The 18,543-nt window shown below is 66.1% G+C and carries 19 protein-coding genes; 3 read left to right on the top strand and 16 right to left on the bottom strand.

Annotated elements, in window-relative coordinates; translation table 11 throughout:
* From ACM9HJ_RS23685 to ACM9HJ_RS23650, 8 genes are all read right to left on the bottom strand, one after another.
* Positions 1 to 1,572, bottom strand: a complete 1,572-nt coding sequence (locus ACM9HJ_RS23685; RefSeq protein ID WP_416574247.1) for an MFS transporter — start codon at positions 1,570 to 1,572, stop codon at positions 1 to 3.
* Positions 1,573 to 1,992 (bottom strand): DoxX family protein, encoded by a 420-nt coding sequence (locus ACM9HJ_RS23680; RefSeq protein WP_416574246.1) that lies wholly within the window; start codon positions 1,990 to 1,992, stop codon positions 1,573 to 1,575.
* 169 nt (positions 1,993 to 2,161) lie between these two features.
* Positions 2,162 to 4,027: an amidohydrolase gene (locus ACM9HJ_RS23675; protein ID WP_416574245.1), complete on the bottom strand. Its 1,866-nt coding sequence runs from the start codon at positions 4,025 to 4,027 to the stop codon at positions 2,162 to 2,164.
* Between the two features lie 83 nt (positions 4,028 to 4,110).
* Positions 4,111 to 4,359 (bottom strand): DUF1427 family protein, encoded by a 249-nt coding sequence (locus tag ACM9HJ_RS23670; RefSeq protein ID WP_416574244.1) that lies wholly within the window; start codon positions 4,357 to 4,359, stop codon positions 4,111 to 4,113.
* 23 nt (positions 4,360 to 4,382) lie between these two features.
* The gene (locus tag ACM9HJ_RS23665) at positions 4,383 to 5,042 is read right to left on the bottom strand and encodes a hydrolase (protein WP_416574243.1); all 660 of its coding nucleotides are present in this window, start codon (positions 5,040 to 5,042) and stop codon (positions 4,383 to 4,385) included.
* Positions 5,043 to 5,296: 254 nt separating this feature from the next.
* Positions 5,297 to 5,695: an MAPEG family protein gene (locus tag ACM9HJ_RS23660; protein WP_416574242.1), complete on the bottom strand. Its 399-nt coding sequence runs from the start codon at positions 5,693 to 5,695 to the stop codon at positions 5,297 to 5,299.
* A gap of 50 nt (positions 5,696 to 5,745) precedes the next feature.
* On the bottom strand, positions 5,746 to 6,627 hold the full coding sequence (locus tag ACM9HJ_RS23655) for an alpha/beta fold hydrolase (protein WP_416574241.1): 882 nt from the start codon (positions 6,625 to 6,627) through the stop codon (positions 5,746 to 5,748).
* 69 nt (positions 6,628 to 6,696) lie between these two features.
* Positions 6,697 to 7,287 carry a TetR/AcrR family transcriptional regulator gene (locus tag ACM9HJ_RS23650; RefSeq protein ID WP_416574240.1) on the bottom strand — a complete coding sequence of 197 codons (591 nt, stop codon included), beginning with the start codon at positions 7,285 to 7,287 and terminating at the stop codon, positions 6,697 to 6,699.
* A gap of 124 nt (positions 7,288 to 7,411) precedes the next feature.
* Here ACM9HJ_RS23650 and ACM9HJ_RS23645 point away from each other — a divergent pair, with 124 nt between their 5' ends.
* Together ACM9HJ_RS23645 and ACM9HJ_RS23640 are read left to right on the top strand one after the other, a co-directional pair.
* Positions 7,412 to 7,795 carry a Crp/Fnr family transcriptional regulator gene (locus tag ACM9HJ_RS23645; RefSeq protein WP_416574239.1) on the top strand — a complete coding sequence of 128 codons (384 nt, stop codon included), beginning with the start codon at positions 7,412 to 7,414 and terminating at the stop codon, positions 7,793 to 7,795.
* A gap of 275 nt (positions 7,796 to 8,070) precedes the next feature.
* Positions 8,071 to 9,819 carry a cation:proton antiporter gene (locus ACM9HJ_RS23640; protein WP_416574238.1) on the top strand — a complete coding sequence of 583 codons (1,749 nt, stop codon included), beginning with the start codon at positions 8,071 to 8,073 and terminating at the stop codon, positions 9,817 to 9,819.
* 6 nt (positions 9,820 to 9,825) lie between these two features.
* Here ACM9HJ_RS23640 and ACM9HJ_RS23635 read toward each other — a convergent pair whose 3' ends face one another.
* The 3 genes from ACM9HJ_RS23635 to ACM9HJ_RS23625 form a co-directional block, all read right to left on the bottom strand.
* Positions 9,826 to 10,449, bottom strand: coding sequence for an MOSC domain-containing protein (locus ACM9HJ_RS23635; RefSeq protein ID WP_416574237.1), 624 nt, complete (start codon positions 10,447 to 10,449; stop codon positions 9,826 to 9,828).
* A 185-nt stretch (positions 10,450 to 10,634) separates the two neighbouring features.
* Entirely contained in the window at positions 10,635 to 11,279 is a 645-nt protein-coding gene (locus tag ACM9HJ_RS23630) for an ATP-dependent Clp protease proteolytic subunit (protein ID WP_416574236.1), read from the bottom strand.
* A 171-nt stretch (positions 11,280 to 11,450) separates the two neighbouring features.
* Positions 11,451 to 12,947: an aldehyde dehydrogenase gene (locus tag ACM9HJ_RS23625; protein WP_416574235.1), complete on the bottom strand. Its 1,497-nt coding sequence runs from the start codon at positions 12,945 to 12,947 to the stop codon at positions 11,451 to 11,453.
* A gap of 283 nt (positions 12,948 to 13,230) precedes the next feature.
* Between ACM9HJ_RS23625 and ACM9HJ_RS23620 the strand changes: the two genes are divergently transcribed.
* Positions 13,231 to 14,106, top strand: coding sequence for an EamA family transporter (locus ACM9HJ_RS23620; protein ID WP_416574234.1), 876 nt, complete (start codon positions 13,231 to 13,233; stop codon positions 14,104 to 14,106).
* A gap of 3 nt (positions 14,107 to 14,109) precedes the next feature.
* On the opposite strand, the gene ACM9HJ_RS23615 is transcribed toward ACM9HJ_RS23620, so the two are convergent.
* From ACM9HJ_RS23615 to ACM9HJ_RS23595, 5 genes are read right to left on the bottom strand one after another with little or no spacing between them, the layout of a single operon-like run.
* The gene (locus ACM9HJ_RS23615; protein WP_416574233.1) at positions 14,110 to 14,451 is read right to left on the bottom strand and encodes a cupredoxin domain-containing protein; all 342 of its coding nucleotides are present in this window, start codon (positions 14,449 to 14,451) and stop codon (positions 14,110 to 14,112) included.
* Positions 14,452 to 14,470: 19 nt separating this feature from the next.
* Positions 14,471 to 15,268: a DUF4394 domain-containing protein gene (locus ACM9HJ_RS23610; RefSeq protein WP_416574232.1), complete on the bottom strand. Its 798-nt coding sequence runs from the start codon at positions 15,266 to 15,268 to the stop codon at positions 14,471 to 14,473.
* 45 nt (positions 15,269 to 15,313) lie between these two features.
* Positions 15,314 to 15,721 carry a response regulator gene (locus tag ACM9HJ_RS23605; RefSeq protein ID WP_416574231.1) on the bottom strand — a complete coding sequence of 136 codons (408 nt, stop codon included), beginning with the start codon at positions 15,719 to 15,721 and terminating at the stop codon, positions 15,314 to 15,316.
* Between the two features lie 12 nt (positions 15,722 to 15,733).
* Positions 15,734 to 16,126 carry a response regulator gene (locus tag ACM9HJ_RS23600; protein WP_416574230.1) on the bottom strand — a complete coding sequence of 131 codons (393 nt, stop codon included), beginning with the start codon at positions 16,124 to 16,126 and terminating at the stop codon, positions 15,734 to 15,736.
* A complete protein-coding gene (locus ACM9HJ_RS23595) occupies positions 16,123 to 18,465 on the bottom strand; it encodes an ATP-binding protein (protein ID WP_416574229.1) in 2,343 nt (780 codons plus the stop codon). The genes ACM9HJ_RS23600 and ACM9HJ_RS23595 overlap by 4 nt, the downstream gene beginning before the upstream one ends.
* Positions 18,466 to 18,543: the final 78 nt, after the last annotated feature.

Below are 18,543 nucleotides of genomic sequence, written 5' to 3'. Positions count from 1 at the left end.
TCACGGCGCGATCAGGTGGCGGACCAGCGGCGGCTCCGGCCCCAGATGGAAGGCGCGCACCACCTCCTGGTCCTCACGGTCGGCATGGGTGGTGCGTTCATGCTGGCGCAGATGTTCCAGCCAGCTTTCCAGCACGAAGCTTTCCACCATCAGCCCCGGCTGGGCCGCGTCCTCATACAGGCCCCAGGCGATGGCCCCATCGCGGTGGCGGGTACGGCGCAGGCCCTGGATGGCGTGGGTGAATTCCGTCACCCGGCCCGGATCGACCCGGTATTCCACGGTGATCATCACCGGTCCCCGGTCGGTGGGGCTGTCCAGGGCCACGATGGGGGCGGGCCAATGGGACGAGGGCGCGATATTCCCCGCCATCTCCCCCTTGATCCGCCAGCGCAGCGCCAGCCCCAAGGCCAGCACCATGCCGCCAGCCGCCAGCAGCAAGGTCTGCGGAATACCCAGATGCCCCGCCAGCCAGCCCCAGCCGGCACTGCCCGCCGCCATCGCGCCTTGGAAGACCAGCAGGTTGATGGCCAATGCGCGGGCCTTCACCCAGGACGGGGCCGCCATCTGGGCCGCCACGTTGAAGCTGGACAGCATGCTGATCCAGCCCATGCCGGCGAACGCCATGGCCGCCGCGGCCTGTGCGAAGCTATGGGCAAAGGCCATGCCCACGCAGACCAGCGCGAACAGCAGGCTGGCCGCCACGGTCAGCCCGTTGGCCGACAGATGCTTGCGGGTATGGGGCAGCAGGACGGCACCCAGGATGGCACCCGCCCCCATGCTGCCCAGCAGCGCCCCATATTCAGCCGCCCCCAGCCCCAGTTCGCGCCGGGCGATGATCGGGATGAAGGCCCACAGGGCGGACGCGAAGATGAAGAACCCCACCGACCGGATCAGCACGGTTCTGAGGGCGGGCGAATGGCGGACATAGCGGGCACCGGCCCTCAGCGCCCCGGTGAAATGTTCCGCCGGCAGGCTGGCCGGTGCCGTCTGCCGCTTCCAGGCGAACAGCACGATCCACACACCCAGCACCGACAGCGCGTTCAGCGCGAACACCGCCGCCGGTCCGGCCGCCGCGATGATGAAGCCGCCCAGCGCCGGCCCGATGGCGCGGGAGATATTGATGCCCAGGCTGTTCAGCGCCACCGCGTCGGGCAGGCTCTGCTTGGGCACCAGTTCCGGCACGATGGCCTGGAAGGCCGGCGCCGACAGGGCCGCCCCGGTGGCCAGGGCGAAGGTCAGGGCCAGCAGCAGCCCCGGTCCGGTCAGCCCCTGGAACGTCACCGCCGCCAGCAGCCCGGCACAGGCCAGCGCCCAGAGCTGGGCCAGGATCAGCAGCTTGCGCCGATCGACGATATCGGCCAGTGCCCCGCCCGGCAGGGCGAAAAGGAACATGGGCAGGGTAGTGGCCGCCTGGACCAGCGCCACCATGATCGGCTTTTCCGACAGGCTGGTCATCAGCCAGCCGGCCCCCGCATCATGCATCCAGGTGCCGACATTCGACACGATGGTGGCAATCCACAACGCCCGGAACAGGGGCAAGCGCAGGGGACTGTTGTTTGCTGCCTCGGCCATTCAGCGCCGCTCCCGCCGATGGGCCAGGATGGCGGCCAACACCAGCCCGCCGATCAGGCCTGCATGTTCCAGAAAGGTATTGCGCTCATGGAACCGCGCCATGGGATCGGCGATAGTCCAGAACGGATGCGCGATCAGGGTGGCGATGGCCGTGAACACGCCCAGCCCCCCCGCTCCCAACCAGGCAAACCGCCCGGCAATGATCGCCGCCGACCCGCCCAGCTGCACGATCAGGGTGGCGATGACGGTCGCCCAAGCCGGTTCCAGCCCGAAATGCGCCGCCTCCCCCAGCGCCGCATCCAGGTCCAGCAGCTTGGCGATGCCGCTGGTCCAAAATGGCAAGGTCAGCAGGATGCGGCCCGCGAGGTTGATGGCCGGGGCTTCCAGCAAGGAAGCAATGGGGGCGGGGGTGTCGCGCATGGGCGGGGACTTTCGTTACTTCTCTCGGCCCCTTCTTCGTCATCCCGGCGCAAGCCGGGACCCAGGGGCCACAGGAACATCCCTATCGGCGGCGTCGATCAACGCAGCGGAAAGGTCGGGCGTTTGGCCCCTGGGTCCCGGCTTGCGCCGGGATGACGTACAAGAGGCACTACACCGCCCAGCACCCACACCCGAACGCCCCCCAGAACCCGGCCTCGTCGGACGCGGGCGCGGGGCTGGCATAGGCTGCGGCATGGTCATGCCCATGCACGGCACAGGATGCCGCACAGCCGCACAGCGACCCCATCTTCAGCAGCTTGCCGTCTTTGTCGCGTGCCGGCTGGTAATAGCCGCCGAAGGTGCGCACGGGCGACCAGTCGGGCATGGGCTTGGGCAGGTCGGGCGCTAGCGGCGCATAATCGCCCGCCCCATGCACCACCTTGCCACCCAAGAGCGTCAGGACAGAGGTGATGTGCGGAATGTCGCTTTCCGCCACGCTGAAATAATCATCCGACAGCACGATCAGGTCGGCCAGCTGCCCCGCCTTCACCTGCCCCTTCTTGCCTTGTTCGTTGGAGAACCAGGTATTGGCCTCCGTCCACAGGCGCAGCGCCGCTTCCCGGTCCAGCCGGTTGGCGGGCGGGTACAGGCTGGTGCCGCCCACCGTCTTGCCGCTGACCAGCCAGGACAGCGACACCCAGGGGTTATAGCTGGCCACACGCGTGGCATCGGTGCCGGCACCCACGGGAATGCCCGACGCCAGCATCTTCGAAATCGGCGGCGTCATCTCCGCCGCCTTGGCACCGTAACGCTCGACGAAATATTCGCCCTGATAGGTCATGCGATGCTGGACCGCGATGCCGCCGCCCAGGGCCGCGATCCGGTCGATATTGCGCTGGTCGATGGTTTCCGCATGGTCGAAGAACCAGTGCAAGCCATTGAACGGCACATCCCGGTTCACCTTCTCGAACACGTCCAGCGCGCGGGTGATGGTCTCGTTGTATGTCGCGTGCAGGCGCCAGGGCCAGCGGTTCTCCACCAGCAGGCGGACCACCGGTTCCAGGTCGCTTTCCATGTTGGGCGGCATCTCCGGCCGCTCCACCCGGAAATCCTCGAAATCGGCGGCGGAATAGACCAGCATCTCGCCGGCCCCATTATGGCGATAGGTATCGTCGCCCTGGCCGGGCTTCACCTGTTTGGACCAGCCGGCGAAGTCCGCCAGCTCCTGCTTGGGCTTCTGGGTGAACAGGTTGTAGGAGATGCGCAGCGTCAGTTCCCCATCGGCATGCAGCTTCTCGATGATCTGGTAATCCTCGGGATAATTCTGGAACCCGCCGCCGGCATCGATGACGCCGGTCACGCCCAGCCGGTTCATCTCCCTCATGAAATGCCGGGTGGAATTCACCTGATATTCCGGCGCCAGCTTCGGCCCCTTGGCCAGCGTCGAATAGAGGATGGTGGCATTGGGCCTGGCCAGCAGCAAACCTGTCGGCTCACCATTGGCGTCGCGCTGGATCTCACCCCCCGGCGGGTTGGGCGTGTCGCGCGTGTAACCGACCGCCTGCAAGGCCGCCCGGTTCAGCAGGGCGCGGTCATAGAGATGCAGGATGAAGACCGGCGTGTCCGGGGCCGCCGCGTTCAGTTCGTCCAGGGTCGGCAGGCGCTTTTCGGCGAACTGATGTTCGGTGAAGCCGCCCACTACCCGCACCCATTGCGGCGGCGGGGTGATCTGGGCCTGTTTTTTCAACATGGCCATGGCGTCGGCCAGCGACGGCACCCCGTCCCAGCGCAGCTCCATATTATAGTTCAGGCCGCCCCGGATGATGTGCATGTGGCTGTCGATCAGACCGGGCACGACGCGCCGGCCCTTGGCATTGATGATCTGTGCATCGGCACCGGCAGCCGCCCGCACCTCCGCCTCGCTGCCCACGGCCAGGATGCGACCGTCGCGGATGGCCACCGCCTGGGCCTGCGGATTGGCGCGGTCCAGCGTGGTGATCTTGGCGTTGGTCAGGATCAGATCGGTGCCGGGCATCGCGGCTCTCCCAGGGTCGGCAAGGAACGGGGTCATCAGCAGGGACGCCGCCCCCTGCAAGGTTCTGCGGCGCGATGGGCTGCTCATGCCTTGTGGCTTTCATCGCCGGGCAGGCGGCCCATGACATGCTTGGCGCAATCCTCGCGCAGATAGGCCGTCACCGGCTCCCCCGCATAAAGGCGCTTGGCCAGCGGCACGATCTGTTCCCCCAGCAGGATGCCCAGCAGCCCGACCAGCGCAATGGTCGGCGGTGCCGGGGAGCGGACGTTCAGAAGGCTGTAGATGACACCGACCAGCAGGCCGACGGCGAGCGACAGGAGGTAGGGCTTCATGGAACGGGCTCCCCGGCACTTAATCAGTGACTGCCTTCAGAGGCGCCGAACATGGTCTTGGCGTAGATGATGCCCAGGCCATAGGCGCCACCGAACTTCTTGGCGATGCCGGTGGTCAGTTCATAGGTCTCGCCGCGTGCCCAGTCGCGCTGCAATTCCAGCATGTACTGGAGGGCGGTCATCGGGCGCACGCCGGCCTGCACCATGCGCTCCACGGCACGTTCATGCGCTTCTTCCGACACGTCGCCGCAGGCGTCGGTGATGATATAGACCTCGTAACCTTGCGCCAGCGCCGACAGGGTGGGGCCGACGATGCAGACCGAGGTCCACAGGCCGCAGAATACCAGGCGGTCCTTGCCGATCTTGTTCACCACCTCGATGACGCCGGCATCCTCCCAGGTGTTCATGGAGGTGCGGTCCAGCAGCTTCTCACCGGGGAAGGCATCGGTGATCTCGGTGAACATCGGGCCGGAGAAGCTCTTCTCCGCCACCGTGGTCAGGATGGTGGAAACGCCGAAACCCTTGGCGGCATGGGCCACCAATGCTGCATTGTTGCGCAGCTGCACGGCGTCGATATTCTTGGTGGCGAACGCCATCTGTGACTGGAAGTCGATCATGATCAGCGTGTGATCGGTCGGGGTCAGCAGCAGCGGGCCGGGGGTCGGGGTCGCGACGATGGACATGGGGTTGTTCCTTGTACCTGGGCGCGCCGGATCATTGTCAGGACCGCGCCGGCCTGATGGGGAAGTGAAGCGGGTGTATGGATACCGAACGGCTGATTTCTTCTTCGTTCGCCGCCGATCCTAGACCCGGTTCCCCGTCATGGCTTGCGGTTAATCCCGACTTTTAGAACTTTTAACCGACCGAACGTTCGCCAACGCCAAAAGCCGCGCAAAGCCCGGTCGGGGCCTTGCACGGCGGTTCGGACATACGGGAACTAAATACCCGCGACGGCGCCCAGGACCAGCAGAACAGCGGAGACCAGCAGCATCAACCAGGTCAACAGGATGCCCGCCAGCCGGCCGAAGCTCTTGCCCGCCGGATTGGCGGTCAGGCCCTGGGCATGCAGGACGCGGCCCAGGAACAAAGCCGCCCCCAGCCCATGCACGATCCAGGACTGCCGGCCCGACAGTTCCAGCAGGATCAGCAGGATCAGGGCCGTGGGCACATACTCCACGAAATTGCCCTGCACCCGGATGGCGGTGTGCAGCCCCTTGTGCCCGCCATCGCCCAGCGACACGCCATGATGACGGCGATACATGGACACGCGGTAGCTCAGCACCAGCAGCAGCACACCCAGCAGCCCCGCATAAAGCGGCGCGACGGAAATCGGCATCTCCCCTCCCCGAACCCTTGTTGTTTGCTTGTGAAATGATAGCGGAGGGATTACCTCCCCCGCAACGCGAACCCCACGGAATGTTCAACGACATCGGCATCCGACAGCAGCCGGCGATGGCCCAGCCCCTGCACCAGATGCGTCGCCATGCCCGGCCAGGTGGCGGCCAGCAGCAGCGCATCGGACACCGGCATGATCCGGTCGTCGGCGGAATGGATCAGAAGGGACGGTGTATAGACATCGCCATGCAGGTGCAGCGCCGCCAGCGGCTGGCCCAGCGCCTTGTCCACGCTCCGGGTCAGGGCATGCTCGGCCTCCATATCCAGGCGCAGCACATGGGCGATCTGGCGCAGCGGCAGGGTCAGGTCGACCAGTGGCGCCAGCAGCACGGCGCGACCGGCCTGCAATCCATCCTGAATGGCCAGTGTCAGGGCAGCGGCCCCCACACCATGGGCGATCACACCGGCCAGCTTGCCGCCGGCCGCAACGGCCACGGCGCGGATGGCACGCGCCATCTCCAGCAGGTTGGTCTCATCACCGGAGCTGCGGCCATGGGCCGGGGCATCGAAGGCGACGACGCGGGCCCCTTGGTCCAGCAGCGGCTGCACGAAGCCCAGCATGTCATGGATCTGCCCTTCCCAATCATGGACCAGCAGGACCAGCGGTGCCGCCTCCCCCCGTTCCGCGCCCCAGATGCGGGCGGCCAGATGCGGGTTGAAGCCGGGCACGGCCAGCACCACCCCACCCGCCGGTTCCGGCAGGGCCGGCGGCGACACGGCGCGTTCGGGCGCCAGATACATCCGCCGCCCCTCCGCCAGCTGGTGGCGCTGGTGCGACCAGGGATGGAACAGGCCCGACAGCCCGTCCAGCCAGCCGCCCGCGCCCCGATTATTACGAACGATCGTGCTTTTTTCAGACAAAAAAACAGACATTTGAACTCTCCCCCCGATGGGGGCGTCCGTCCATCCGGGCGGGCGCCGTAGATGATGCCGAAACTCGCCTCACACCTTCGCCCGGTCGACCAGACCATGAACGGCAGTGCGGGCCCAGACGACCGACTTTGGATTCTTCAACAGCCGGTAGGACTGGGTGAAACCGTAACAGAGCGAGATACCCTCGAACGCGAACTGCTCCACATCCAGGTCGGCCCGCAGATGTCCTTCCTCGACAGCGCGGCGGGCAGCGCCCATGACGACGCGGCGCATATCCTCCTGCTGCTTGACGATCAGGTCCTGGATGGGACCGGGACGATCGTCGAATTCGATGGAGGCCGCCTGGATGGGACAGCCACCGGGCAGCACCGGGTCCATCGTCCAGGTGATCCAGTTCTCGAACAGGGCCAGCACGCGGGGCAGACCGCGCGGTCCGGCGAGCGCCGGCCGCACCACCGTGTCGGCGAAAAGTTCCGCCGCCCGTTCCAGCACCGCCGCCTGCAACAGCTCCTTGCTGCCGAAATGGGCGAACAGCCCGGATTTCGACATGCCCAGCCGGTCGGCCAGCGTTCCGATGGTCAGGCCGGTCAATCCGTCCGTGCTGGTCATGGCCAGCGCCTGGTCCAGGATTGCGGCGCGTGTGCGTTCACCCTTGCTCATAGGGTCCAAATAATACGAACGGTCGTACTATTGTCAAGCCCGTGGCAAAAGGAAAGCAATCGGCGTAAAGCTTGGCTGGCCTGCGTGGATCGCGGGTGCCGCCAGAGGTGAGGGTCACGCCGCCATGTCCGCCGCTTTCGAACGCCGAACTTTCGCACCGGGCGAGCAGATCTTCAAGGAGGGTGATCCCGGCGACAGTCTTTATGTGGTGGAAAGCGGCCGGGTGCGCATCTGGCGCGGCGATCCGGATCATCCCACCATCATCGGCCGCGTCGAGACCTCCGGCATTTTCGGCGAAATGGCCATCTTCGACCGCAAGCCGCGCATGGCGCATGCCAGTGCGGAGGCGGAATCGGTGCTGATGCGCATGCCGGCCAGCGTCCTGCGCGAGGGGCTGTACGGCGCCGACCCGCTGCTGCGCCAGCTGGTGCAACTGCTGATCGACAATATCCGCACCATGGCGCGACGTCTGGACGAGCTGGAGAAGCGGTTGGGCGTGTGTGATTGAGGGATCGGACGTCTCAGTTACCAGCTCTTCCACCGTCATATCTGCACAAGCAAGACCTCAACAAAACTCTCGGGGGCACCTTCGTGGCCGCTCTCTCCACCGTCACTCCGGCGGAGGCCGGGGTGACGGTAGATATTGCGAAAACCCTCACAGCCCAGACTTTCGCGGAACCTGATCCAACCATACCGGCGGCATTGCCCGATTTTTCCAGTGCGTCCGGTCACACCGATCACCATACTGCCGGCCAATCTTCGCCCCGATCGGAACCTCCCCGCGTGCCGCACGACACCAACCTGCTTGCCACCCTGTCCATCGCCTTCGTGCTGGCCTTCGCCTTCGGTCTTGTCGCCGACCGCCTGCGCCTGCCCCCTCTGGTGGGCTATCTGGTGGCCGGCGTGCTGGTCGGGCCGTTCACGCCGGGATTCGTGGCCGACGGACAGTTGGCCATGGAGTTGGCGGAAATCGGCGTCATCCTGCTAATGTTCGGCGTCGGCCTGCATTTCTCCGCCGCCGACCTGATGGCGGTGAAGGGCGTGGCCATCCCCGGTGCCGTGGCCCAGATCGCCATCGCCACCCTGATGGGAGTGGGACTGGCCTGGTATTGGGACTGGGGCCTGGGGGCCGGCTTGGTCCTGGGCCTGTCGCTGTCGGTGGCCAGTACCGTGGTGCTGCTGAAGGCGCTGGAGGAGCGCAACCTGCTGCACACGCCCAATGGCCGCATCGCCGTGGGCTGGCTGATCGTGGAAGATCTGGCCATGGTCGTGGCGCTCGTCCTGCTGCCGGCCCTGGCCGGGCTGCTGGGTGGCGAGGCACCGTCGGGCGGCGATGCGCATGGCGCCGTCGCCAGCGATGGGCCGGTGCTGCTGACCCTGGCCATCACCCTGGGCAAGGTGGCGGTGTTCGCCACGCTGGCCCTGGTGCTGGGCCCGCGCATCGTGCCCTGGCTGCTGGCCCAGGTGGCGCGCACCGGCTCACGCGAACTGTTCACCCTGGCGGTATTGGCTATCGCCATGGGCATCGCCTATGGCTCCGCCCAACTGTTCGGCGTGTCCTTCGCCCTGGGGGCCTTCTTCGCGGGCGTGGTGCTGGCCGAATCGCGGTTCAGCCACAAGGCGGCGGCCGACAGCATGCCGTTGCAGGATGCCTTCTCGGTGATCTTCTTCGTCTCCGTCGGCATGCTGTTCGACCCGTCGATCCTGGTGCGGGAACCGCTTGCCGTGGCCGCCGTGCTGCTGACCATCATCGTCGGCAAGTCGCTGGTGGCATTGGGCATCGTGCTGCTGCTGGGCTATCCGCTGGGCGCCGGCCTGCTGGTGTCGGCCAGCCTGGCGCAGATCGGCGAATTCTCCTTCATCCTGGTGGGGCTGGGCGTTTCGATGAAACTGCTGCCCGACCAGGGGCGCGACCTGGTCCTGGCCGGTGCGCTCTTGTCCATCACCCTGAACCCGCTGGTCTTCGCCGGTGTGGAGAAGCTGACGGCGAAGGTGAAGGCGCGGCGCGACGGCTGGACCACCTATGGCCAGCCGAAATTCAAACGCCTGACCCAGGAGATTAACAAGGTCCGCGATCAGGCCGCCGAACGCCAGAAGGCGCACAGCCTGCAGGTCCAGAAACTGGTGGAGATGTTCCCCGTCCTGTCGCATCTGGAGCATGGGGAGCTGGAACGGCTGCTGCTGATGTTCAAGCCGTCAACCGCCGTGCCAGGGGCCCGCGTCATCCGCCAAGGCGACCCGGCCGACGGCATGTATTTCATCGCCGCCGGTGCGGTGGAAGTGCAGCTGCCCGGCCATACGATCAAGCTGGAAACCGGCGCCTTCTTCGGGGAGATGGCGCTGCTCAGCGGCCGGCGGCGCAGTGCCGACATCACGGCCCTGGATTACTGCCAGTTCCTGATCCTGGAACGCCGCGACTTCAACCAGTTCACCCGCCAGCATGAGGAACTGAAGGGCGCCATCCTGGAAATGGCCAACCAGCGCCGCAAGATGAACGCGGTCAAGAAGGAGGAAGCGGCAGCGCCGGAATGATCGGGCCTATGCCCGCAACTCCACCTTGAACCGATCCGCCAGCAGCGGATGGGCCAGCGCATCGGCCAGCATCGCGGGATCGGGTTTCTTGGCCAGCAGCAGGGCGTTCAGCCCCGCCACGGTCCAGCCAGCGTCCCCGCGCTCCACCAGTTCCAACCCGTCACCGGCCGCGATCACGCCCGACTGCACCACATTCAGGTACCAACCGGGCGTACCCGCCTTCATGGCTTGCGCACCCAGCGCATTCACCCCGGTCAGCACACCGGGCCAGGTACAGCGGGGCACCGGCTGGTTGACCATGACCAAGGCCGTGCCGATGGAAAGCAGATCGCCGATCCGCACTTCGGCATCCCTGTACCCTTCGAACAGCAGATTCTCCCCGAAGCTGGGCCGGGGCAGCGCACGGCCCAGAACCGCCTCCAGCCCCGCATAGGACTCGGACGCGAAACCATGCAGGGCGGTGTCGCCCATATCCCGGCTTCGATAGGCGCTTTCATCACCCTCCAGGCCCGACAGGCCCAGAACAACAGGACCGGTCACGGACTGCTTACCGATCCCCGTCCCCTCCTCCTGCCCCTTGGCATTGGTGCGGATCGCGACACGACCGACATTCACCTGCAGGATGCGCATCCGGACCCCCGATATGGAAAGGGCCGGTCGCGATAGACCGGCCCTTCACCTGCAACACCAATCTAAGCGCTTGTACCGACGATCATGAAATGATCGTTGGAGGCCGGCGACTACCGGCCCGCGACCCCATGGTCACGCAAGCCAAGCCGCCGGATGGCGGCGGCCGGCGCCTGAGGGAACATGTATTACTTGAACGCTTCGGCGGTCTCGATGATATGGCTGACGATGCCATATTCCTTGGCCTCTTCCGCCGACATCCAGAAATTCCGGTCGGTATCCACGGCCACGCGTTCCACCGGCTGGCCGGTTTCCTTGGCGATCTCTTCATTGATGCGCTTGCGCATCTTGATGATCTCCTTGGCCTCGATGGCAATGTCGGTGGCGGGACCGCCGACGCCGCCCGCGGGCTGGTGGATCATAAAGCGGGTGTTGGGCAGGCAGTAGCGGTCTTCCTTGGCAGCGCCCAGGAAGATATGAGCGCCGGCCGACGCCACCCAGCCCGTGCCCAGGATCAGCACGCGCGGCTTCACGAAGCGGATCATGTCGTGGATCGTGTCGCCGGATTCGACATGGCCGCCCGGCGAGTTGATGACCAGCTTGATCGGCTCGTCATTCTCGGCGGCCAGACCCAGCAGCTGGGCCGTCACGGCCTGCGCCACCTTCTGGTTGATCTCGCCGAACAGCAGGATGGTGCGGGCCTTGAACAGATTCTGTGCGATGGAGGGCGGGGCCTTGGCCTTTTCCTCCTGGGCATCGGACTCCGGCTTTTCGTCCTCAAGACGGATCGGGTTGACGAGCAAGGCGGCACTCCTGGTTAGGATATTCTGCATTCTCTGACCTAGCGGGAAATCGGCGGCGGTTCAACCCATCATTGGTCGCTTCACACTTATACCGACGGTCATAGTTCATGACCGTCGGTACGGCGGCGACTGCCGCCGCGCCGCCCATGCGGCGCAGCCAAGCCGCCGGATGGCGGCGCCCGGCAATTGAGGGCGCACATATTAAGAAAGGTCGATCCAGACGCTTTTCAAGTCCGTGTACTTCTCCAGCGCGTGCAGGCTCTTGTCGCGGCCGAAGCCGGACTGCTTGAAACCGCCGAACGGCGTGGTGATATCGCCGGCGTCGAAACAGTTGATCCAGACGCTGCCAGCCTTGATCGTGCGGGCCGCCTTCATGGCGACGGAGATGTCACGGGTCCAGATGGCCGAGGCCAGGCCATAGATCGTGTCATTGGCGATCTTGAACGCCTCTTCCGTGGTCTTGAAGGTGATGGTCGACAGGACGGGCCCGAAAATCTCCTCCCGCGCGATGGTCATGGAGCTGTCCACGCCGTCAAACAGGGTGGGCTCGATATAATACCCGCCCGTCTCCGTCCGTGCGGCTCCGCCTCCCAGGCGCAGGCTGGCACCTTCCGCCTTGCCCTTCTCGATATAACCCAGCACCCGCTCATGCTGTCTGGCATCGACCATGGCGCCCATGGTGGTGGCGGGGTCCAGCGGATCGCCCGGCATCCAGCCTTTGGCATGGTGCATTACCCGCTCCAGGAACTCGTCCTTGATGCTCTCATGCACCAGCAGGCGGGAGCCGGCGTTACAGACCTCCCCCTGATTGAAGAAGATGCCGCCGGCGGCGTTGGCGGCCGCCTTCTCCAGGTCGGCGGCGTCGGGCATAATGATGTGCGGGGTCTTGCCGCCGCATTCCAGCGACACACGCTTCAGGTTGCTCTCGCCCGAATAGCGCATGAAATACTTGCCGACCTCGGTCGATCCGGTGAAGGCCAGCATGTCCACATCCATGTGGCGGCCGATGGCCTGGCCCGCCGTCTCCCCGAACCCGGGCACGACATTCAGCACGCCCGGCGGCACGCCCGCCTCCACCGCCAGCTCCGCCAGCCGGATGGCGGTCAGCGGCGACTGCTCCGCCGGCTTCAGCACCACCGAATTGCCGGTGGCCAGTGCGGGCGCCACCTTCCACACCGCCATCATCAGCGGGAAGTTCCAGGGCACGACCACGCCGATGACGCCCAGCGGTTCCCGCAGGATCAGCGACATGGCATCGGGCCCGCTGGGGCCGACCTGATCGTACAGCTTGTCGATGGCCTCGGCATAATACTGCACGCAGCGGGCGGACAACGGCACGTCGATGGTGCGGCTGTCGCGGATGGGCTTGCCCATGTCCAGCGTCTCCAGCAGCGCCAGCTCGTCGGCATGCTGTTCGATCAGTGCGGCCAGCTTCAGCAGCACCGCCTTGCGCTTGCGCGGATGGGTGTCGCGCCAGACGCCGCTCTCGAAGGTACGGCGGGCGGATGCCACGGCGCGGTTCACATCCTCCACATCACATTCAGCGATGCTGGTCAGCACCTTGCCGTCGCGCGGGCTGATATTCTCAAACGTCTTGCCGCTGGCGGCGGGCACATAGGCACCGTCGATGAAGGCCTGGGTGCGGAATTGCAGCCGGGCGGCGCGGTCCTGCCAGTTCGTGGCGGCGATGGCGTCCATTCTAGGGGCTCTCCCGTAATGCGGGCGCTGCCCGCCTGTCGGGTGCCAGAGTGCCCGGCGGCAACGATGGCGGCAACCCCCCAGGAGCATAAGTTGGGAACTCATGCTCCTGCAGGCCGGCGACTGCCGGCCCGCCGCGCGTGCGGCGCAAGCCAAGCCGCCGGATGGCGGCGCCCGGCGCCTGAGGGAACAGCATTGTCATCAGCACATGTTGGCAATTGCGTCAGCAATATTGCCATGTTCCGATCAGGCTCCCATCGCCGCCCCGCCGGATGAACATCCCATGCGTCCCCTCCATATCGCCCTCGCCTTTCTGGTCGCCGTGATCTGGGGGGCCAATTTCGTGATCATCAAGCTGGCCCTGACCGGCTTTCCGCCCATCCTGCTGACCGCATTGCGCTTCACCCTGGCAGCCCTGCCGGTGCTGTTCGTGCCGCGGCCCAAGGGGATCGGGTTCAAACAGCTGGCGCTGGTCTCCACCTTCTTGTTCATGGGCCATTACGTCTTCCTGTTCATGGGCATGGACCAGGGCATGGCGCCGGGCCTGGCCTCCATCGTCCTGCAATGCCAGGCCTTCCTGACCATGCTGATCGCGGCCCTGATGCTGGGTGAACGGCCGCGGGGGCAGCAGCTGGCCGGGGCCGGTGTGGCGGCCTTGGGCCTGGTGGTGACGGCCAGCACGGTGGGGCTTGATGTCACCTGGGTCGGCTTCATCCTGACACTGCTGGCGGCGGCAAGCTGGGCCACGGGCAATGTGCTGACCCGCCGCCTGCCACCCACGCCGACCTTCCCGCTGATGGTCTGGCTGTCCACCGTACCGCCGCTGCCGGTTTTCGCCCTGTCACTGGCGGTGGAGGGGCCGGACCGGGTTTGGGCCGCCGTGACCGGCTTCTCCTGGACCGCCGGCCTGTCGCTGCTCTACATCGTCTGCCTGTCCACCCTGGTGGCCTTCGGCATCTGGGGCATGCTGCTGCGCGAATACAAGGCCAGCCTGGTGGCGCCTTTCTCCCTGCTGGTGCCTGTCACCGGCACGGTCGCGGCGCATCTGGCCTTCGGAGAAACGTTCGGGCCGGTACGCCTCGCCGGCATGGCGCTGCTGTTCGCCGGCATCGTCATCACCATCCTGCCGGCGCGCAGGCCGAAGCCGGCTGTGGCGTGAGGGTCACGGCACGACCGTTACCTTGGCCCGCATCTTGGGATGGATACGGCACTGGATGGTGATTTCGCCAGCCACGCTAAAAGTCACCGGGGTCTCCGTCCCCGGCTCCTGCAAGCCGATATCGAAGATGCTCTCCATGTTCGGCGAATAGACATTGTGGCCGAACGGGTCCTCGTTACGGAACAGTACCTGCTGGCCGACCTTGATAGTTACGGCGCGCGGGGTGAAGGCGATACCCTGTTGGGTGATGCTGGGCGGATCGACCGCACCCGCCGACCCGGCCAGGAACAGCAGGGCGGCCAGGGGTGCCAAGGCCCCTGCACGTTCACGGAGATCAGTGGCCATCGCCTTCCCCTCCGCCGGTTCAGCGCTTGTCCAGGATTGCGATGTCGATGACCGCGTCACCGGCACCGATGCGGCCCCGCTTCTTCAGCGTGCCGCGCTGCACGTCCAGGTCATAGAGCACGCCGCCGGCAACGGCGCGGCCGTGATATTCGTCGGCACTGTCGGTGAAGATGTCGATCCCTTCCACGATCGTGCCCGCCGGCACGCCCAGCGGCCCCACGGTGCGCAGCACCCCGTCATTTGGCGGGTCCTGGGAGATATAGGCGCCCACACCGCTATCCACGTCGAACAGCTGCGTCTGCGTGGCCCCGGCATAGGAATTGATATAGGCGCCGGCATAGATGGCGGGCTTCTTGCCGGCATTCACCTTGTCATTGGCGTGATAGGCCAGCGGCTTGTCCACCGCCGCCACGCCGGTATCGACATTGACCCGCAGGTTCTGCCCGTCCGACCCCATCACGCGCAGCCGGTCGGCCTGGGGATTGAAATCCACCACCACATGGTCGATGGCGGCCAGCGGCACCGACAGCTTGGCCGCCGGCGTGGCCACGCCCGTGGCGATATCGATGGTGTAGAGGCTGTTATCCGTGGCCAGGGCATAGAGTTTGCCATTGGCCGGCCGCACATCCAGGCCCAACAGTTTGCCCTTCACACCCGTGACCGGGACGGTCTTCACCGTGCCCGGTGCCTTATCGGAGAACAGCAGCAATTCGTTGCGCTGGTTCAGCCCGGCAAGCTCCAGCGCGCCGGCAGACGTCGCGGTGCCCGCCAGCACGGCCAGCAGCGCGCCCATGATGATACGTTCCTGCCTGTGCATCGAACCCTCCCCTGCATGGCCCGGCCCGGAAGGGACGGGTGGGCTTCAGCCCTTGATGTTGAATATGGCACATATCTTCTGGCGCAGCTGCTGCGGCGAGAAGGGCTTGATGATGTAGGCATCGACCTTGTTGGCCCGCGCCGCCTGCACGAAATCCACGGTCTGGTTGCCGGTCAGCATCAGGAACGGCATGTTCTCCCAGGTCTTGCGCACATGCTGGAGTAGTTCAAGCCCCGTGACATTGGGCATGTTCCAGTCGGAGATGATCAGGTCGTATCGCAGCTCCGTCTCCTCCAGCGCCTCGATCGCCGCCTTGCCGTCGGCAACGATATGGATGTTCTGCACCCCCAGTTGCACCAGCACCTGCCGCGCCAGACGCTGGGCGAAGGCATTATCCTCCACCAGCAGGACAGTGAGCTTCTCGAAGCCGGGAATATGGTTCTGGGTCAGCATGGATGGGTCTTTTCAAGCACTGAGCAGCTGGGTGATCCGGCCCGCCAGATCACGGGGGGCGAAGGGTTTGACCAGATAGGCATCCACGGCATTGGCCTTCGCCGCCTTGACAAAGTCAACGGTGGCATGGGCCGTCAGCATCAGGAAGGGTGTGTGTTTCCACACGTCCCGCACATGGCGCAGCAGGTCCAGCCCCGTGCCGTTCGGCATGTTCCAGTCGGAGATCACCAGGTCGAAGGGTGTCATGTCCGCCGTCACGGCACTCATGGCACCGGCGCCATCACGGTGATGGGCGACCATGCCAACGCCCAGCTGGCGCAATACGCCCTGGATCAGCCGCGCCTCGAACGCGTTATCCTCGGCCAGCAGCACCCGCAGGCGGGCGCCATCACGCAACGGGTTCATGCCCCGGCCTCCTCGGCAACCATCTCGAATCGGGTGCGCTGTTCACGCAGCCAGGCCAGGCCCGCATCCAGATCGCCGCGCAGGTCGGGCAACAGTGCCGCCAGGGCCGCCCCGTCGCCCACCTGTCCCGCCGCCTCCACCGCCGCCGCCGTGCGATAGACCTGGGCCAGACCCAGGCTCCCGGCGGCCGATTTCAGGGAATGCGCCACCTCCCCCGCCTGCCCCGGATCGGGAAGCCCTTCGGCCGGGAACAGGTCCGGCTCCACCTCCGGCAGGATCGACAGGAACGTGTCGATCAGGTCCAGCGCCATGTCCGGCCCCATGCTGTCGGCCATATCGGTCAGCATTTCCGGCACGAACGGTTCCGTACCGGTCAGCAGTGAACCGGCAACCGCCCCGGCCTCGGCCAGGTCGGCATCGGCGGGCATTCCCGCCCCATCGGGGAACAGCCCCCGGATCACCCGGTACAGGTTGGCCGGGTCTATGGGCTTGGCCACATGCGCGTCCATGCCGGCATCGCGGCAGCGCTGGATACCGTCGCCGCCGACGCTGGCCGTGGCGGCGACGATCACCACTCCGGATACCGGCCCCTCCAGGGCGCGGATGGCGCGGGCCGCACTCATCCCGTCCATGCGCGGCATATGCACATCCATCAGGATCAGGTCCAGCGGCGGGTCGGTGTCGCGCGCCATGGCAACCGCCTGTTCCCCATCCTCGGCGAACAGCACCATGTGGCCATGTTCGGCCAAAGCACCGGCCAGGACCTTGCGGTTGACGGCATTGTCGTCGGCGACCAGGACGCGCAGGGGCCGCACGGCCGGGGCATCGACATCCACACCCGCATCGCCGGCCACCGCCGCGCCCTCCACCAGCGGCAGTTCGAACCAGAAGGTGCTGCCCTGGCCGACGATACTGTCCACGCCGATGGTCCCGCCCATGGCCTCCACCAGCTTCTTGCAGATGGCCAGCCCCAGGCCGGTGCCGCCGAAGCGCCTGGTGATGGAACTGTCGGCCTGCACGAAGCTGCCGAACAGCTTGGCCCGCGCCGCCTCGGATATGCCGATGCCGGTATCCGCCACCTCCACCCGCAGTCGATCCTGCACAGCACGGGCGCGCAGGGTGACGCCACCGGCCTCGGTGAACTTGATGGCGTTGCCCAGCAGGTTAAGCATGATCTGGCGCAGGCGGTTGGGATCGCCCTTCAGATAGGCGGGCAGACTTTCATCCACCTCCTCCGCCAGCCACAGGCCTTTCTCCTCCGCCCGGTTGCGCATCAGCATGGTGGAACCGGCAACCAGCGAAGCCAGTTCGAAATCCAGGACCTCGATCTCCGCCCGGCTGGCCTCCAGCTTGGAGAAATCCAGGATGTCGTTGAGGATGCGCAACAGCGACTGGCCCGATTGCAGCACCGTGGTGGCCAGCCGCGCCTGTTCCTCATCCAGGCCCGACCGCAGCAGCAGCCGCGTCAGGCCCAGCACGCCATTCATCGGCGTGCGGATCTCATGGCTCATCATGGCCAGGAATTCCGACTTGGCGCGGGTGGCGGCCTCGGCCTTCTCCTGCGCCTCGCGCACCTCCTCCATGGCGCTCTTGAACACGCCCAACGCGCCCGCCACCCGGCCGATCTCATCGCGCCGCGCCGTGTGGGGGACCGCCACATCCATGTCGCCCCCGGCCAGTTGGATCGTGGCGCGGGTCAAGCGGTCCAGCGGCGTCACGATATGGCGGATCAGGGCGATGGTGATGCCCACCACCAGCGTGAACAGGGCGGCGATCAGCATGGTCGTGCGATCGGCCGCCTCCTGGATCGTCGCTTCGGCCGACAGGCGGAAGCGATAGCCATCCTCCGCCGCCATCTGGGTCACGATCTCCAGATTGGCGATGATGCCGGATGCCAGCGTCTCCATCCCCGTCATGGCCGTCCCATGGTCGGGCGCCTGCTGCCCCATCTCCGTCAATTGCCGCACGGCCGTCAGCCAGGCGCCGTTCTGTTCCCGGATGCGGGCCGTATAGGTGCGGATTTCCGGGTTCAGGCCGCGTTCTTCGGCCACGGCCAGACTGGCCAGGAAATCCTCGTCATTGATCTCCAGATCCTCGCGGAAATTCTCCGGCAGACCGCCCGGCGCCTTAAGCGCGCGGTCGACCATCAGGTCCAGCATGACGAAATTGGTCTGGGCCAGCCGGGCGTAATTGATGGCCTGCAAGGGCTGGTCGTACATGCGGATGACAAGATCGCCCGTGGAACGCACCACCAGCACCGCCACCAGCCCGATGGTGACGGCGGCCAGCACCGCCACCGCGAATGAGGCCGCCAGCTTGAAGCGGATGGTCCTGAACATGGCCCTGTCATCACCCCGTTTCCCTGCGTGATATTCTATGCGCGCAAGGGCCGGGGCCGGCAAGCGGTGCCGCCGGAC

Source organism: Niveispirillum sp. KHB5.9 (genome assembly GCF_048066115.1).
Lineage (GTDB): Bacteria > Pseudomonadota > Alphaproteobacteria > Azospirillales > Azospirillaceae > Niveispirillum.
The sequence above is the reverse complement of the archived record's forward strand: the minus strand, read 5'-3'. Positions and strand labels throughout refer to the sequence as shown.

Excerpts from the sequence above, each read along its gene's own strand:
- ACM9HJ_RS23685 (WP_416574247.1), bottom strand. The coding sequence starts at position 1,572 with ATGGCCGAGGCAGCAAACAACAGTCCCCTGCGCTTGCCCCTGTTCCGG.
- ACM9HJ_RS23680 (WP_416574246.1), bottom strand. The coding sequence starts at position 1,992 with ATGCGCGACACCCCCGCCCCCATTGCTTCCTTGCTGGAAGCCCCGGCC.
- ACM9HJ_RS23675 (WP_416574245.1), bottom strand. The coding sequence starts at position 4,027 with ATGCCCGGCACCGATCTGATCCTGACCAACGCCAAGATCACCACGCTG.
- ACM9HJ_RS23670 (WP_416574244.1), bottom strand. The coding sequence starts at position 4,359 with ATGAAGCCCTACCTCCTGTCGCTCGCCGTCGGCCTGCTGGTCGGTGTC.
- ACM9HJ_RS23665 (WP_416574243.1), bottom strand. The coding sequence starts at position 5,042 with ATGTCCATCGTCGCGACCCCGACCCCCGGCCCGCTGCTGCTGACCCCG.
- ACM9HJ_RS23660 (WP_416574242.1), bottom strand. The coding sequence starts at position 5,695 with ATGCCGATTTCCGTCGCGCCGCTTTATGCGGGGCTGCTGGGTGTGCTG.
- ACM9HJ_RS23655 (WP_416574241.1), bottom strand. The coding sequence starts at position 6,627 with ATGTCTGTTTTTTTGTCTGAAAAAAGCACGATCGTTCGTAATAATCGG.
- ACM9HJ_RS23650 (WP_416574240.1), bottom strand. The coding sequence starts at position 7,287 with ATGAGCAAGGGTGAACGCACACGCGCCGCAATCCTGGACCAGGCGCTG.
- ACM9HJ_RS23645 (WP_416574239.1), top strand. The coding sequence starts at position 7,412 with ATGTCCGCCGCTTTCGAACGCCGAACTTTCGCACCGGGCGAGCAGATC.
- ACM9HJ_RS23635 (WP_416574237.1), bottom strand. The coding sequence starts at position 10,449 with ATGCGCATCCTGCAGGTGAATGTCGGTCGTGTCGCGATCCGCACCAAT.
- ACM9HJ_RS23630 (WP_416574236.1), bottom strand. The coding sequence starts at position 11,279 with ATGCAGAATATCCTAACCAGGAGTGCCGCCTTGCTCGTCAACCCGATC.
- ACM9HJ_RS23625 (WP_416574235.1), bottom strand. The coding sequence starts at position 12,947 with ATGGACGCCATCGCCGCCACGAACTGGCAGGACCGCGCCGCCCGGCTG.
- ACM9HJ_RS23620 (WP_416574234.1), top strand. The coding sequence starts at position 13,231 with ATGCGTCCCCTCCATATCGCCCTCGCCTTTCTGGTCGCCGTGATCTGG.
- ACM9HJ_RS23615 (WP_416574233.1), bottom strand. The coding sequence starts at position 14,451 with ATGGCCACTGATCTCCGTGAACGTGCAGGGGCCTTGGCACCCCTGGCC.
- ACM9HJ_RS23610 (WP_416574232.1), bottom strand. The coding sequence starts at position 15,268 with ATGCACAGGCAGGAACGTATCATCATGGGCGCGCTGCTGGCCGTGCTG.
- ACM9HJ_RS23605 (WP_416574231.1), bottom strand. The coding sequence starts at position 15,721 with ATGCTGACCCAGAACCATATTCCCGGCTTCGAGAAGCTCACTGTCCTG.
- ACM9HJ_RS23600 (WP_416574230.1), bottom strand. The coding sequence starts at position 16,126 with ATGAACCCGTTGCGTGATGGCGCCCGCCTGCGGGTGCTGCTGGCCGAG.
- ACM9HJ_RS23595 (WP_416574229.1), bottom strand. The coding sequence starts at position 18,465 with ATGTTCAGGACCATCCGCTTCAAGCTGGCGGCCTCATTCGCGGTGGCG.